This window comes from Pseudomonas sp. S12(2018), from assembly GCF_024355235.1.
GTDB lineage: Bacteria > Pseudomonadota > Gammaproteobacteria > Pseudomonadales > Pseudomonadaceae > Aquipseudomonas > Aquipseudomonas palmensis.
The window spans coordinates 112,527-125,907 of record NZ_QLAD01000010.1 but is presented as its reverse complement, the minus strand read 5'-3'; the positions used below and the strand labels follow the sequence as shown (position 1 = coordinate 125,907).

13 protein-coding genes are annotated in these 13,381 nt (G+C 62.7%); 11 read left to right on the top strand and 2 right to left on the bottom strand.

Annotation, left to right across the window (positions count from 1 at the left end; all coding sequences use genetic code 11):
- The first annotated feature begins 101 nt into the window (after nt 1–101).
- From puuE to DN388_RS22225, 7 genes are all read left to right on the top strand, one after another.
- Complete coding sequence (puuE, locus tag DN388_RS22255; RefSeq protein WP_043862350.1) at nt 102–1,031, top strand: allantoinase PuuE; 930 nt, start codon at nt 102–104, stop codon at nt 1,029–1,031.
- Complete coding sequence (uraD, locus tag DN388_RS22250) at nt 1,028–1,543, top strand: 2-oxo-4-hydroxy-4-carboxy-5-ureidoimidazoline decarboxylase (RefSeq protein ID WP_043862349.1); 516 nt, start codon at nt 1,028–1,030, stop codon at nt 1,541–1,543. The genes puuE and uraD overlap by 4 nt, the downstream gene beginning before the upstream one ends.
- A 75-nt stretch (nt 1,544–1,618) precedes the next feature.
- Nucleotides 1,619–2,122 (top strand): ureidoglycolate lyase, encoded by a 504-nt coding sequence (locus DN388_RS22245; RefSeq protein ID WP_043862348.1) that lies wholly within the window; start codon nt 1,619–1,621, stop codon nt 2,120–2,122.
- 47 nt (nt 2,123–2,169) lie between these two features.
- Nucleotides 2,170–3,495 (top strand): urate hydroxylase PuuD, encoded by a 1,326-nt coding sequence (locus DN388_RS22240; protein ID WP_043862347.1) that lies wholly within the window; start codon nt 2,170–2,172, stop codon nt 3,493–3,495.
- Nucleotides 3,496–3,612: 117 nt separating this feature from the next.
- Nucleotides 3,613–4,968 carry a nucleobase:cation symporter-2 family protein gene (locus DN388_RS22235; protein WP_043862346.1) on the top strand — a complete coding sequence of 452 codons (1,356 nt, stop codon included), beginning with the start codon at nt 3,613–3,615 and terminating at the stop codon, nt 4,966–4,968.
- 136 nt (nt 4,969–5,104) lie between these two features.
- Nucleotides 5,105–5,890: an outer membrane protein OmpK gene (locus DN388_RS22230; protein WP_043862345.1), complete on the top strand. Its 786-nt coding sequence runs from the start codon at nt 5,105–5,107 to the stop codon at nt 5,888–5,890.
- Between the two features lie 353 nt (nt 5,891–6,243).
- Nucleotides 6,244–7,029 (top strand): outer membrane protein OmpK, encoded by a 786-nt coding sequence (locus DN388_RS22225; RefSeq protein ID WP_043862344.1) that lies wholly within the window; start codon nt 6,244–6,246, stop codon nt 7,027–7,029.
- A gap of 83 nt (nt 7,030–7,112) precedes the next feature.
- Here DN388_RS22225 and DN388_RS22220 read toward each other — a convergent pair whose 3' ends face one another.
- Nucleotides 7,113–8,021 carry a DUF808 domain-containing protein gene (locus DN388_RS22220; RefSeq protein WP_054915600.1) on the bottom strand — a complete coding sequence of 303 codons (909 nt, stop codon included), beginning with the start codon at nt 8,019–8,021 and terminating at the stop codon, nt 7,113–7,115.
- A gap of 155 nt (nt 8,022–8,176) precedes the next feature.
- Here DN388_RS22220 and DN388_RS22215 point away from each other — a divergent pair, with 155 nt between their 5' ends.
- Nucleotides 8,177–8,785, top strand: a complete 609-nt coding sequence (locus DN388_RS22215; protein WP_043862341.1) for a TetR/AcrR family transcriptional regulator — start codon at nt 8,177–8,179, stop codon at nt 8,783–8,785.
- Between the two features lie 84 nt (nt 8,786–8,869).
- Here the strand turns inward: DN388_RS22215 and DN388_RS22210 are convergent, their stop codons facing one another.
- Nucleotides 8,870–9,310, bottom strand: coding sequence for a heme-binding protein (locus tag DN388_RS22210; protein ID WP_054915601.1), 441 nt, complete (start codon nt 9,308–9,310; stop codon nt 8,870–8,872).
- Nucleotides 9,311–9,567: 257 nt separating this feature from the next.
- Here DN388_RS22210 and gcl point away from each other — a divergent pair, with 257 nt between their 5' ends.
- The 3 genes from gcl (at nt 9,568) to DN388_RS22195 (ending at nt 13,209) form a co-directional block, all read left to right on the top strand.
- The gene (gene gcl, locus DN388_RS22205; protein WP_043859896.1) at nt 9,568–11,343 is read left to right on the top strand and encodes a glyoxylate carboligase; all 1,776 of its coding nucleotides are present in this window, start codon (nt 9,568–9,570) and stop codon (nt 11,341–11,343) included.
- A 57-nt stretch (nt 11,344–11,400) separates the two neighbouring features.
- Nucleotides 11,401–12,183 (top strand): hydroxypyruvate isomerase, encoded by a 783-nt coding sequence (gene hyi / locus DN388_RS22200; RefSeq protein ID WP_054915603.1) that lies wholly within the window; start codon nt 11,401–11,403, stop codon nt 12,181–12,183.
- Nucleotides 12,184–12,315: 132 nt separating this feature from the next.
- On the top strand, nt 12,316–13,209 hold the full coding sequence (locus tag DN388_RS22195; RefSeq protein WP_116053261.1) for a 2-hydroxy-3-oxopropionate reductase: 894 nt from the start codon (nt 12,316–12,318) through the stop codon (nt 13,207–13,209).
- The last annotated feature ends 172 nt before the right edge of the window (nt 13,210–13,381 follow it).

Below are 13,381 nucleotides of genomic sequence, written 5' to 3'. Positions count from 1 at the left end.
CAAATCGTCAATAAAGTTGTATACAATCACTCCATCGTTGTGGCCGATGACCTGACTCAGACACCACACCCCCGTTTTCACGTACAAGAAGGAAGGCTGCAGTGAGCGCTGATTATCCTCGCGACCTGATCGGTTACGGCAACAACCCACCCCATCCGCGCTGGCCGGGGAATGCCCGCATCGCTTTGTCTTTCGTGCTCAACTATGAAGAAGGTGGCGAACGCAACATTCTTCACGGGGATAAGGAATCCGAAGCCTTCCTTTCCGAGATGGTCTCGGCGCAGCCCCTGCAGGGCGCCCGCAACATGAGCATGGAATCGCTTTACGAGTATGGCAGCCGCGCCGGTGTGTGGCGCCTGCTCAAGCTGTTCGAAGACACCGGCGTGCCGCTCACCGTGTTTGCCGTGGCCATGGCCGCCCAGCGCCACCCCGACGTGATCCGCGCCATGGTCGCCGCCGGCCATGAGATCTGCAGCCACGGCTACCGCTGGATCGACTACCAGTACATGGACGAGAACCAGGAGCGCGAGCACATGCTCGAGGCCATCCGCATTCTCACCGACCTCACCGGCGAGCGCCCCCTGGGCTGGTACACCGGCCGTACCGGGCCCAACACCCGCCGCCTGGTGATGGAGGAAGGCGGCTTCCTCTACGACAGCGATACCTACGACGACGACCTGCCCTACTGGGAACCCAACAACCCCACCGGCAAGCCGCACCTGGTGATCCCCTACACCCTGGACACCAACGACATGCGCTTCACCCAGGTGCAGGGCTTCAATTGTGGCGAGCAGTTCTTCCAGTACCTCAAGGACGCCTTCGACGTGCTCTACGCCGAAGGTGCCGAGGCGCCGAAGATGCTCTCGATCGGCTTGCACTGCCGCCTGATCGGCCGCCCGGCACGCATCGCCGCGCTCAAGCGCTTCGTGGAGTACGCCAAGAGCCATGAGCAGGTGTGGTTCGCCCGGCGCGTGGACATCGCCCGCCACTGGCATGCCACCCACCCTTTCCAAGCCGAGAGCGCCAAATGACCGACTTCAAGACCCTCAAGCCTTCGACCCTGGACCGTGCCGCGTTCGTCGCCGCCTTCGCCGACATCTACGAGCACTCGCCGTGGGTCGCCGAAAAAGCCTACGACCTGGGCCAACTGCACGAGCTGGACCAGATCGAAGCCCTGCACCAGCGCATGAGCGACATCCTGCTCAGCGCCGATCACGCCAGCCAGCTGGCCCTGATCAATGCTCACCCGGACCTGGCCGGCAAAGCCGCCGTCCAGGGCGAACTGACCGAATCGAGCACCAACGAACAGGCTGGCGCCGGCATCCACCAGTGCACCGCCGAAGAGTTCGCCCGTTTCACCGAACTCAACGACGCCTACAAGGCCAGGTTCCAGTTCCCGTTCATCATGGCGGTAAAAGGCAGCAACCGGCACCAGATCCTCGCCTCGTTCGAGAAACGCATCCACAACTCGGTCGAGGCCGAGTTCAAGGAAGCCCTGGCGCAGATCAACCTGATCGCCCTGTTCCGCCTGCAGCAGCTGTAACCGGCGCGCCTTGGCAGGCACTGGCCTGCCGGCAATCGCCAAAGCCCCGACAACACATAATTAGAGAACACCCGCATGCGCACTTTAGTGATTGAGCCCCTGACCAAAGAAGCCTTCGCCCCTTTCGGTGACGTGATCGAAACCGACGGCAGCGACCACTTCATGATCAACAACGGTTCGACCATGCGCTTCCACAAGCTGGCCACGGTAGAAACCGCCCAGCCCGAGGACTCCGCCATCATCAGCATCTTCCGCGCCGACGCGCAGGACATGCCGCTGACCGTGCGCATGCTGGAGCGCCATCCGCTGGGCAGCCAGGCCTTCATCCCGCTGCTCGGCAATCCCTTTCTGATCGTGGTCGCGCCCGTTGGCGATGTACCTGTATCGGGTCTTGTCCGCGCCTTTGTCAGTAATGGCAGGCAGGGCATCAATTACCATCGCGGCGTCTGGCACCACCCGGTGCTGACGATCGAAAAGCGGGATGACTTCCTGGTGGTTGATCGCAGCGGTTCCGGCAACAACTGCGACGAACATTTCTTCAATGAGGATGAGCAACTGATCCTCGCACCCCACCAATAAGAGAAGGTCGGTCACTGGCCTGCGGTGACCGGCAAGAGGTAAAGACTGTGGAAGCACATCTGTTGGAATGGCTGAACCTGAGCGTGCGCTGGGTTCACATGATCACTGGCGTGGCCTGGATCGGCGCGTCGTTCTATTTCGTATGGCTGGAGAACAACCTCAACCGGGCCAACCCGCGCGACGGTCTGTCGGGCGACCTCTGGGCGATTCACGGTGGCGGTATCTACCACCTGGAAAAGTACAAGCTGGCCCCGCCGAAAATGCCGGAGAACCTGCACTGGTTCAAATGGGAAGCCTACTTCACCTGGATGTCGGGTATTGCCCTGCTGTGCCTGGTGTTCTACTGGAACCCCAGCGTCTACCTGCTGGCCCCCGGCAGCACCCTGAGCGGTGGTGAAGGCATCGCCATCGGCGTCGGTTCGCTGATCGCCGGCTGGTTCATCTACGACGTGCTGTGCGACTCGCCCCTGGGCAAGCGCCCCGGCCTGCTCGGCCTGGTGCTGTTCGTGCTGATCATTGCGGCCTGCTACGGCTTCAGCCAGGTGTTCAGCGGCCGTGGTGCGTACCTGCACACCGGCGCGATCATCGGCACCATCATGGTCGGCAACGTGTTCCGCATCATCATGCCGGCCCAGCGTGCACTGGTCGCCGCCATCGAGAAGAACGAAACCCCCGACCCGACCCTGCCGGCCAAGGGCCTGCTGCGTTCGCGCCACAACAACTACTTCACCCTGCCGGTGCTGTTCATCATGATCAGCAACCACTTCCCGAGCACCTACGGCAGCCAGTACAACTGGCTGATCCTGGCCGGGATCGCGATTGCAGCGGTGCTGGTGCGTCACTACTTCAACACCCGCCACGACAGCGCCAAGTACGCCTGGACCCTGCCCGTCGGCGCCCTGGCGATGATCTGCCTGGCCTACGTCACCGGCCCCAAGCCGATGCCGACCGCCCCTGAGCAGGCCGCTGCCAAGGTCCAGTACCAGCCGCTGCCGGAAACCGCACTGGGTGGCAAGACCGCTGCCGAGAAAGCCGCCGAACAGGCCGCCAACCCGGCACCTGCCGCCACCCCGGCCGAAGCGCCCGCCACTGCCACCGCTGCGGCGGACAGCGGCAACTTCGACAAGATCCACAGCGTCATCCAGGAACGCTGCACCGTGTGCCATTCGGCCAAGCCGACCAGCCCGCTGTTCAGTGCCGCCCCGGCCGGCGTGATGCTCGATACCCCGCAACAGATCCAGCAACTGGCCCCACGCATCCAGGCACAGGCCGTCGCCAGCCAGATCATGCCCCTGGGCAACATCACCCAGATGACCCAGCAGGAACGTGAACTGATTGGTGCATGGATCGCCAAGGGTGCTCCAACCAACTGATACAAGCTTCAAGCGGCAAGCTACAAGCTGCAAGCCAGGCGCGGCCTCCTGCTTCTTCGCAAGCAGGGCGCCTGAGCCTGCAGCTACCCAGAATAAAAACAAAACCTGAGGTGCTGCATGTCCGAGTCACGCAAGGCGTACATCCCCGTTGCGCCGCCACGACAGCCACTGCCCCTGCTGCAACTGATCCTGGTGGGTTTGCAACATGTTCTGCTGATGTACGGAGGTGCCATTGCGGTGCCGCTGATCATCGGGCAGGCCGCCGGGCTCTCTCGTGAAGAAATCGCATTCCTGATCAATGCCGATCTGCTGGTCGCCGGTGTCGCCACCGTGGTCCAGTCGCTCGGCATTGGCGCACTGGGCATCCGCATGCCGGTGATGATGGGCGCCAGCTTCGCCGCCGTCGGCAGCATGGTGGCCATGGCCGGCATGCCCGGCGTGGGCCTGCAGGGGATTTTCGGCGCGACCATCGCCGCCGGCTTCTTCGGCATGCTGATCGCCCCGTTCATGTCCAAGGTGGTGAGGTTTTTCCCGCCACTGGTCACCGGCACGGTGATTACCTCCATCGGCCTGTCGCTGTTCCCGGTCGCCGTCAACTGGGCCGGCGGCGGCGCGGCGGCCGCGCCGTTCGGCTCGCCGATCTACCTGGCCGTGGCCGGCCTGGTGCTGACCACCATCCTGCTGATCAATCGCTTCATGCGTGGCTTCTGGGTGAACGTGTCGGTACTGATCGGCATGGGCCTGGGCTACATCATTGCCGGCGCCATCGGCATGGTCGACCTCAGCGGCCTGGCCCAGGCCCCCTGGGTACAGGTGGTCACCCCGCTGCACTTCGGCATGCCCACCTTCAGCCTGGCGCCGATCCTGTCGATGTGCCTGGTGGTGGTGATCATCTTCGTCGAGTCCACCGGCATGTTCCTGGCGCTGGGCAAGGTCACCGAGCGTGAAGTGACCCCGGGCATGCTGCGTCGCGGCCTGTTCTGGGACGCCGGCGCCTCGTTCGTGGCAGGCTTTTTCAACACCTTCACCCACTCCTCGTTCGCACAGAACATCGGCCTGGTCCAGATGACCGGCGTGCGCTGCCGCTACGTGACCGTGGTGGCCGGGCTGTTCCTGATCGTGCTCAGCCTGCTGCCCAAGGCGGCATTCCTGATTGCCTCGATCCCGCCGGCGGTACTGGGCGGCGCCTCCATCGCCATGTTCGGCATGGTCGCGGCCACCGGCATCAAGATCCTGCAGGAGGCCGACATCGGCGACCGACGCAACCAGTTGCTGGTGGCCGTCAGCGTCGGCATGGGCCTGATCCCGGTGGTACGTCCGGAGTTCTTCGCGCAGATGCCGCAATGGATGGAGCCGATCACCCACAGCGGCATCGCCATGGCCACCGTCAGTGCCTTGGTACTGAACCTGCTGTTCAACGTATTGGGCGGCGCCGAACGCGCCGCGCACAACGACGCCGTGCACCAGCACTGATACACGGGGCGGCGCCTGCCGCCCCGATCAACCCGAGCACCACGCAGTACCGTCGGCCCCTGGGAGTGGGCCGCTCGGGGCGCGTTTGCGCCGAAAAAACCGCAATCCAACAATAACAATAGCCGGGAATAACCACATGAAACGCATCACCTCTTCCCTCTTGCTGGGCAGCAGCTTGCTGGCCACGCTTCCTGCGGTAGCGGAGGACCTGCTTCTCTGGCACACCAACAGCCTGACGTATCTGTACGGCAAGGACTTTCAGGTCAACCCGCGGATCCAGCAGACGGTGACTTTCGAGCACGCCAACAAATGGAAGTACGGCGACAACTTCCTGTTCGTCGACAAGATCTTCTACAACGGCGGCCAAGACCGTAACAAGGGCAAGAACACCTACTACAGCGAGATCAGCCCGCGCCTGTCGTTCGGCAAGATCTTCGACCAGAAGCTGGAGTTCGGCCCGATCAAGGACGTGCTGCTGGCCATGACCTACGAAACCGGTGAAGGCGACAACGAGGCTTACCTGATCGGCCCGGGCTTCGACCTGGCCATCCCCGGCTTCAACTACTTCACCCTCAACTTCTACCAGCGCAACACCGAAGGCAGCCGCCCGGGTGATCGCGTGTGGCAGATCACCCCGGCGTTCTCCTACACCATCCCCATGGGCCGGTCCGACCTGCTGATCGATGGCTACATGGACTGGGTGGTGGACAACGACGAAAGCCGTCGCGGCACCTACCACGCCAACCTGCACTTCAACCCGCAGGTCAAGTACGACCTGGGTAAGGCGCTGAACATCGGCGCCAAGCAGCTGTACGTGGGTATCGAATACAGCTACTGGAAGGACAAATACGGCATCGAGGACAGCGATCGCCTCAAGACCAACCAGAGCGTGACCAGTGCGCTGATCAAGGTTCACTTCTAAAACCTGATCGAACGCACAGTTTTTGTCGCACACGCTCCATAACGGAGCACTTGAGGGACGGCGCGCAAGCCAGTAATCTGCGCGCCCCCTCGCTCAGGGTAGGACCCCTCCTACCTGCGTTTACTGACCGCTCAGTCAATGAATTCGGGCGGTTGGTAAGCGTATTGCCAGCCTCACACCCCTTGTTCAACTGTTCAGAAAGACGTCGAGCAGGCCCGTTGCGCCAACCCGCCAAGGTTGGCTCAGCTCTTGCGAACGCGCTGTGGCCGATCGAAAAAAGCTGACCAAAAAGACAACACGTTGAACCAGAACGGCGCCGACACAGAGTGCCGAATCAATCAAGGGAGCACGCAATGCGCATTACCAACAGCCTGATGCTTGCAGGCGGCCTGCTGGCGGCAAGTACCGCCACCGCCGGTGACCTGCTGCAGTGGCAGAACAACAGCCTGACCTACCTCTACGGCAAGGACTTTACGGTCAACCCGCAGATCCAGCAGACCTTCACTTTCGAGCACGCCGATGCCTGGAAGTACGGCGACAACTTCCTGTTCATCGACAAGATCTTCTACAACGGCAAGAAGGACGGCAACGTCGGCCCGAACACCTACTACGGCGAGTTCACCCCGCGCCTGTCGTTCGGCAAGATCTTCGACCAGAAACTGGAGTTCGGCCCGGTCAAGGATGTGCTGCTGGCCATGACCTACGAGTTTGGCGAGGGAGACAACGAGTCGTACCTGATCGGCCCAGGCTTCGACCTGGCCATCCCCGGCTTCGACTACTTCCAGCTCAACTTCTACCAGCGCCACACCGAGGGCAGCCGCGCCGGTGACAACGTATGGCAGATCACCCCGGTGTGGTCGTACACCATTCCCGTGGGCAAGTCGGACATCCTGATCGACGGCTACATGGACTGGGTGGTGGACAACGACGAAACCCGGCGTCGCGGCACCTATCATTCCAACCTGCACTTCAACCCGCAGATCAAGTATGACCTGGGCAAGGCCCTGAACCTGGGCGAAAAACAGCTGTACGTCGGTTTCGAATACGACTACTGGAAAGACAAGTACGGCATCAAGGACAGCGACGCCTTCGATACCGACCAGAACACCGCGAGCCTGCTGGTGAAAGTGCACTTCTGACCGGGTTGCGTTCTTCGCCGGCAAGGCCGGCTCCTACAGACGGCTCACTCCTGTAGGAGCCGGCCTTGCCGGCGAAGAGGCCATCAGCCCCGGATGGCCTTCCAGAGCTTGCCCACCACGGCAACCACCGCCAGCACCGCAGCCCCCGCCACTACGCCCACGCCGGCATTGAGCAAGGCCGTCGTCAGCGCCCCGCCACGCCCTTCGCCGAAGGCCTCGATGGCATGATGCAGCGGCGCGATGCCATGCACCAGAATCCCGCCACCTACCAGGAACATCGCTGCGGTGCCGATCACCGACAGGCTTTTCATCATGTAGGGCGCCGCACTCAAAATGCCGTTGCCGATGGCCTTGGCTGCACGCGAGGCTTTTTGCGTCAGCCACAGGCCCAGGTCATCCAGCTTGACGATCCCCGCCACCAGCCCGTACACGCCGATCGTCATCACGATCGCGATGCCCGACAGCACGATGATCTGCTGGGGCAGTGGCGCATCGGCCACGGTGCCCAGCGTGATGGCGATGATCTCGGCCGAGAGAATGAAGTCGGTACGCACCGCGCCCTTGATCTTGTCTTTCTCGAACGTCACCAGGTCGACCGCCGGGTTGGCCACTGCTTCGGTCAATGCCGCATGCCCGGCCTTGGCCTCCTCGGCGCTGTGCAGAAACCTGTGCGCGAGCTTTTCGAACCCCTCGAAGCACAGGTAGGCGCCGCCGAGCATCAGCAGCGGGGTTACCGCCCACGGGATGAATGCGCTGATCAGCAACGCAGCCGGCACCAGGATCAGCTTGTTCAGGAACGAGCCCTTGGCCACCGCCCACACCACCGGCAGTTCCCGCTCGGCGCGCACACCCGTGACCTGCTGGGCATTGAGGGCCAGATCATCACCCAGTACGCCGGCGGTCTTCTTGGCCGCGACCTTGGTCATGACCGAGACATCGTCGAGTACCGTGGCGATATCGTCGATCAGTACCAGCAAACTGCTTGCAGCCATGATTCATGTTCCATTGAGGTGAGATGGCGCCAAGCTTAGCCTGTCGATGGGCAAAAGGGGCGACCTTGAGCGCTTCGCGAACGCGGTGCTACCATGCGCAACCGCCTGCCCAGGCCTGTTGCCGCACGCGGCCAGATACAAGGAACAGCGCCACCATGAGCACCATTCGCGAGCGCAACAAAGAACTGATCCTGCGGGCCGCCAGCGAGGAGTTCGCCGACAAGGGCTTCGCTGCCACCAAGACCAGCGACATCGCGGCCAAGGCCGGCCTGCCCAAGCCCAACGTCTACTACTACTTCAAATCCAAGGAAAACCTCTACCGCGAGGTGCTCGAAAGCATCATCGAGCCGATCATGCAGGCCTCCACCCCGTTCAATGCCGACGGTGAGCCGCAAGAGGTGCTCAGTGCCTACATCCGCTCCAAGGTGCGCATCTCCCGCGACCTGCCCTTCGCGTCCAAGGTGTTCGCCAGCGAGATCATGCACGGCGCGCCGCACCTGAGCGCCAGCCAGGTCGAGCAGCTCAACGTGCAGGCACGTCACAACATCGAATGCATCCAGGGCTGGATCGAACGCGGCCTGATCGCGCCGGTCGACCCGCACCACCTGATGTTCAGCATCTGGGCTGCAACCCAGACCTATGCCGATTTCGACTGGCAGATCTCGGTGGTCACCGGCAAGGCCAAGCTCGAGGACAGCGACTACGAGGCGGCGGCGCAGACCATCATCCGGCTGGTGCTCAAGGGCTGTGCGCCGGACGCCTGATCGCGTTGACTGCTTCGCCGGCAAGGCCGGCTCCTACAAGGCTCGCGCAGACATGTAGGAGCCGGCCTTGCCGGCGAAAGGGCCCTACGCCGCTACCCCCGCATCCGCCGTCAACCCCGCCTCTTCGATCGCACTGATCGCGCACTGCTCGTCGATATCCGACGTATCACCGCTGATACCGATCGCGCCCAGCACTGCCCCGCTCTGATCCCGAATCAGCACCCCACCCGGCGCCGGCACCACCGGGCTCTGGCCCAACCCGTTGAGCGCGGCAAAGAACGCCGGGCGCTGCTGCGCGTCCAGCGCCAGCAGGCGCGAGCCCTTGCCCAGCGCAATCGCGCCCCATGCCTTGCCCATCGCCACCTGCGGACGCAGCAGGCTGGCGCCGTCCTCGCGCTGCAGGGTCAGCAGGTGCCCACCGGCATCGAGCACCACCACGGTCAGCGGCGCCGCCGAGATCCTGCGGCCGGCCGCCAGCGCGCCATTCACCAGGCTCACCGCTACTTTCAAGCTCAGAACGTTCATCCAAAGGTCCTCTTGTTGTTAGAAGCCCACGTGGGCAAGTGAAAAACCAATACAACAAATAGAACACAATGAAGAATATTTTTGTATACAATAATTCACTCCATCCGACCAAAACCCGTCACAACCCCTTTTTTACGGGGTAACGACGAAAGCACCCGGTGGCGGATGAAAATGGATTGACCAGAGTCGCCTGCCGTGAATACACTCTGTCGAAAAGCAATTTGTATACAATTACAAAATCTAAGAGGCACAAAACCATGAGCAAAATGAGAGCAATCGATGCAGCCGTGCTGGTCATGCGCCGTGAAGGCGTCGACACCGCATTCGGCATCCCGGGCGCCGCGATCAACCCGCTGTATTCGGCCCTGAAGAAAGTCGGCGGCATCGATCACGTCCTTGCTCGTCACGTGGAAGGTGCCTCGCACATGGCCGAGGGTTACACCCGTACCAAGGCCGGCAACATCGGCGTGTGCATCGGCACCTCCGGCCCTGCCGGCACCGACATGGTCACCGGCCTGTACAGCGCCTCGGCCGACTCCATCCCGATTCTGTGCATCACCGGCCAGGCGCCCCGCTCGCGCCTGCACAAGGAAGACTTCCAGGCCGTCGACATCACCAGCATCGTCAAGCCGGTCACCAAGTGGGCCACCACCGTGCTCGAACCTGGCCAGGTGCCGTATGCGTTCCAGAAAGCCTTCTATGAAATGCGCACCGGCCGTCCTGGCCCGGTACTGATCGACCTGCCGTTCGACGTGCAGATGGCCGAGATCGAATTCGACATCGACGCCTACCAGCCGCTGCCGGTGAGCAAGCCGTCGGCCAACCGCGTGCAGGTCGAGAAGGCCCTGGCCATGCTCGACTCCGCCGAGCGTCCGCTGCTGGTGGCCGGTGGCGGCATCATCAACGCCGATGCCAGCGACAAGCTGGTGGAATTCGCCGAACTCACCGGTATCCCGGTCATCCCGACCCTGATGGGCTGGGGCACCATCCCTGACGACCACCCGCTGATGGTGGGCATGGTCGGCCTGCAGACCTCGCACCGCTACGGCAACGCGACCATGCTCAAGTCGGACGTGGTGCTGGGCATCGGCAACCGCTGGGCCAACCGCCATACCGGCTCGGTGGATGTGTACACCGAAGGCCGTCGCTTCATTCACGTCGACATCGAACCGACCCAGATCGGCCGTGTGTTCACCCCGGACCTGGGTATCGTGTCCGACGCCGGCGCCGCACTGGACGTGTTCCTGGAAGTGGCCCGCGAGTGGAAAGCCGCCGGCAAGCTCAAGGACCGTGGCGAGTGGCTCAAGGACTGCCAGCAGCGCAAGGCCAGCCTGCACCGCAAGACCCACTTCGACAACGTGCCGGTCAAACCGCAGCGCGTGTACCAGGAAATGAACCAGGTGTTCGGCAAGGACACCTGCTACGTCAGCACCATCGGCCTGTCGCAGATCGCCGGTGCGCAGTTCCTGCACGTGTACAAGCCGCGTCACTGGATCAACTGCGGCCAGGCCGGCCCGCTGGGCTGGACCATTCCTGCGGCACTGGGCGTGGTCAAGGCCGACCCGTCGCGCAAGGTCGTGGCACTGTCGGGCGACTATGACTTCCAGTTCATGATCGAAGAGCTGGCGGTGGGCGCGCAGTTCAACCTGCCGTACATCCACGTGGTGGTGAACAACTCCTACCTGGGGCTGATCCGCCAGGCCCAACGCGGCTTCGAGATGGATTACTGTGTACAGCTGGCGTTCGAGAACCTCAACGCCCCGGAACTGAACGGCTACGGTGTGGACCACGTCGCGGTTGTAGAAGGTCTGGGTTGCAAGGCACTGCGCGTGTTCAAGCCGGAAGAAATCCAGCCGGCCCTGCGCAAGGCCCAGCAGATGGCCGAAGAGTTCAAGGTGCCGGTCGTGGTCGAGGTGATCCTCGAGCGCGTGACCAATATTTCCATGGGTACCGAAATCAACGCGGTCAACGAATTCGAAGACCTGGCGCTGGTCGGCAACGACGCGCCAACCGCGATCTCGCTGCTCGACTGACTGTTGTAGCGGCCCTGCTGCCCCGCGCACAGGGCCCACTTTTGCAAGGAGACAACCATGCCTCGTTTCGCCGCCAACCTGTCCATGCTGTTCACCGAGCAGGACTTTCTCGCCCGTTTCAAGGCTGCTGCCGACGCCGGCTTCAGCGGGGTCGAGTACCTCTTCCCGTACGATTTCAGCTCGGCTGAAATCAAACAGCACCTGGACAGCAACGGCCTGACCCAGGTGCTGTTCAACCTGCCGGCCGGCGACTGGGCCAAGGGTGATCGCGGCATCGCCTGCGACCCGTCCCGTGTCGAGGAATTCCGTGCCGGCGTGGACCTGGCCATTGCCTACGCCCAGGTACTGGGCAACACCCAGGTCAACTGCCTGGCCGGTATTCGCCCACAAGGCCCGGACTGCGCCACGGTGCGCAAGACCTTCGTCGACAACCTGAAGTTCGCCGCCGACAAGCTGCAGGCAGCAGGCATCAAGCTGGTGATGGAGATGATCAACACCCGCGACATCCCGGGCTTCTACCTGAACACCACCAAGCAGGCGCTGGAGATCCAGGCCGAAGTGGGCAGCACCAACCTGTTCCTGCAGTACGACATCTACCACATGCAGATCATGGAAGGTGACCTGGCCCGCACGATGGAAGGCAACCTGGCCAAGATCAACCACATCCAGCTGGCCGACAACCCGGGCCGCAACGAGCCGGGCACCGGCGAGATCAACTACCGCTTCCTGTTCGAGCACCTGGACCGTATCGGCTACCAGGGCTGGGTAGGCTGCGAATACAAGCCGCTGACCACCACCGAAGCGGGCCTTGGCTGGCTCAAGACCCACAACGCGATCTAATCATCTTTCTGCCGGGACGCATTTCCTGTGGGAGCGGGCCTGACCCGCGATGCGATAGCGCGTTCACCGCCGCTATCGCGGGTCAAGCCCGCTCCCACAGGGTCCCCACAACAAATACAAGAGGCAACTCTCATGGCTAAAATCGGATTCATCGGCACCGGCATCATGGGCCTTCCAATGGCTCAGAACCTGCAGAAGGCAGGTCACAGCCTGTTCCTTTCCTCGCACCACGGCGCCGCGCCAACCGACCTGATCGCCGCCGGCGGCGTGGCCCTGGCCAACCCCAAGGAAGTGGCCCAGGAAGCCGAATTCATCATCGTCATGGTGCCGGACACCCCCCAGGTCGAAGCCGTGCTGTTCGGTGAAAACGGCGTGGCCCAGGGCATTGGCCCGAACAAGGTGGTGATCGACATGAGCTCGATCTCCCCTACCGCCACCAAAGCCTTCGCCGAGAAGATCAAGGCCACCGGCGCCACCTACCTCGACGCCCCGGTGTCCGGTGGTGAAGTCGGCGCCAAGGCCGCGACCCTGAGCATCATGGTCGGCGGTTGCCCCAAAGCCTTCGAACGTGCCCAGCCGCTGTTCCAGGCCATGGGCAAGAACATCACCCACGTGGGTGGCAGTGGTGACGGCCAGACCGCCAAGGTCGCCAACCAGATCATCGTGGCCCTGAACATCCAGGCCGTTGCCGAAGCCCTGCTGTTCGCCGCCAAGAACGGCGCCGACCCGGCCAAGGTGCGCGAAGCACTGATGGGCGGCTTTGCCTCCTCGAAAATCCTCGAAGTGCACGGCGAGCGCATGATCAAGGGCACCTTCGACCCGGGCTTTCGCATCAGCCTGCACCAGAAGGACCTGAACCTGGCCCTGCAGGGTGCCAAGGAGCTGAACATCAACCTGCCCAACACCGCCAATGCCCAACAGGTGTTCAGCACCTGCGCGGCCATCGGTGGCGCCAACTGGGACCACTCGGCGCTGGTCAAGGGCCTTGAGCACATGGCCAACTTCTCGATCCGCGGCGACAAGTAAGCGTCAAGCGGCAGGTTTCATGCGGCAAGACCGGCAGACCGCGCATCGGTCCGCTGTCTCTTGCAGCTTGTAGCCTGAAGCTTGCCGCGCTAAAGAGCACCACCCGCCCTTGGGCCCGTCTGCACGGAGGCAGGCCCAGGGGCGTTTTCGATTCTGCAAAACAATAAGATTT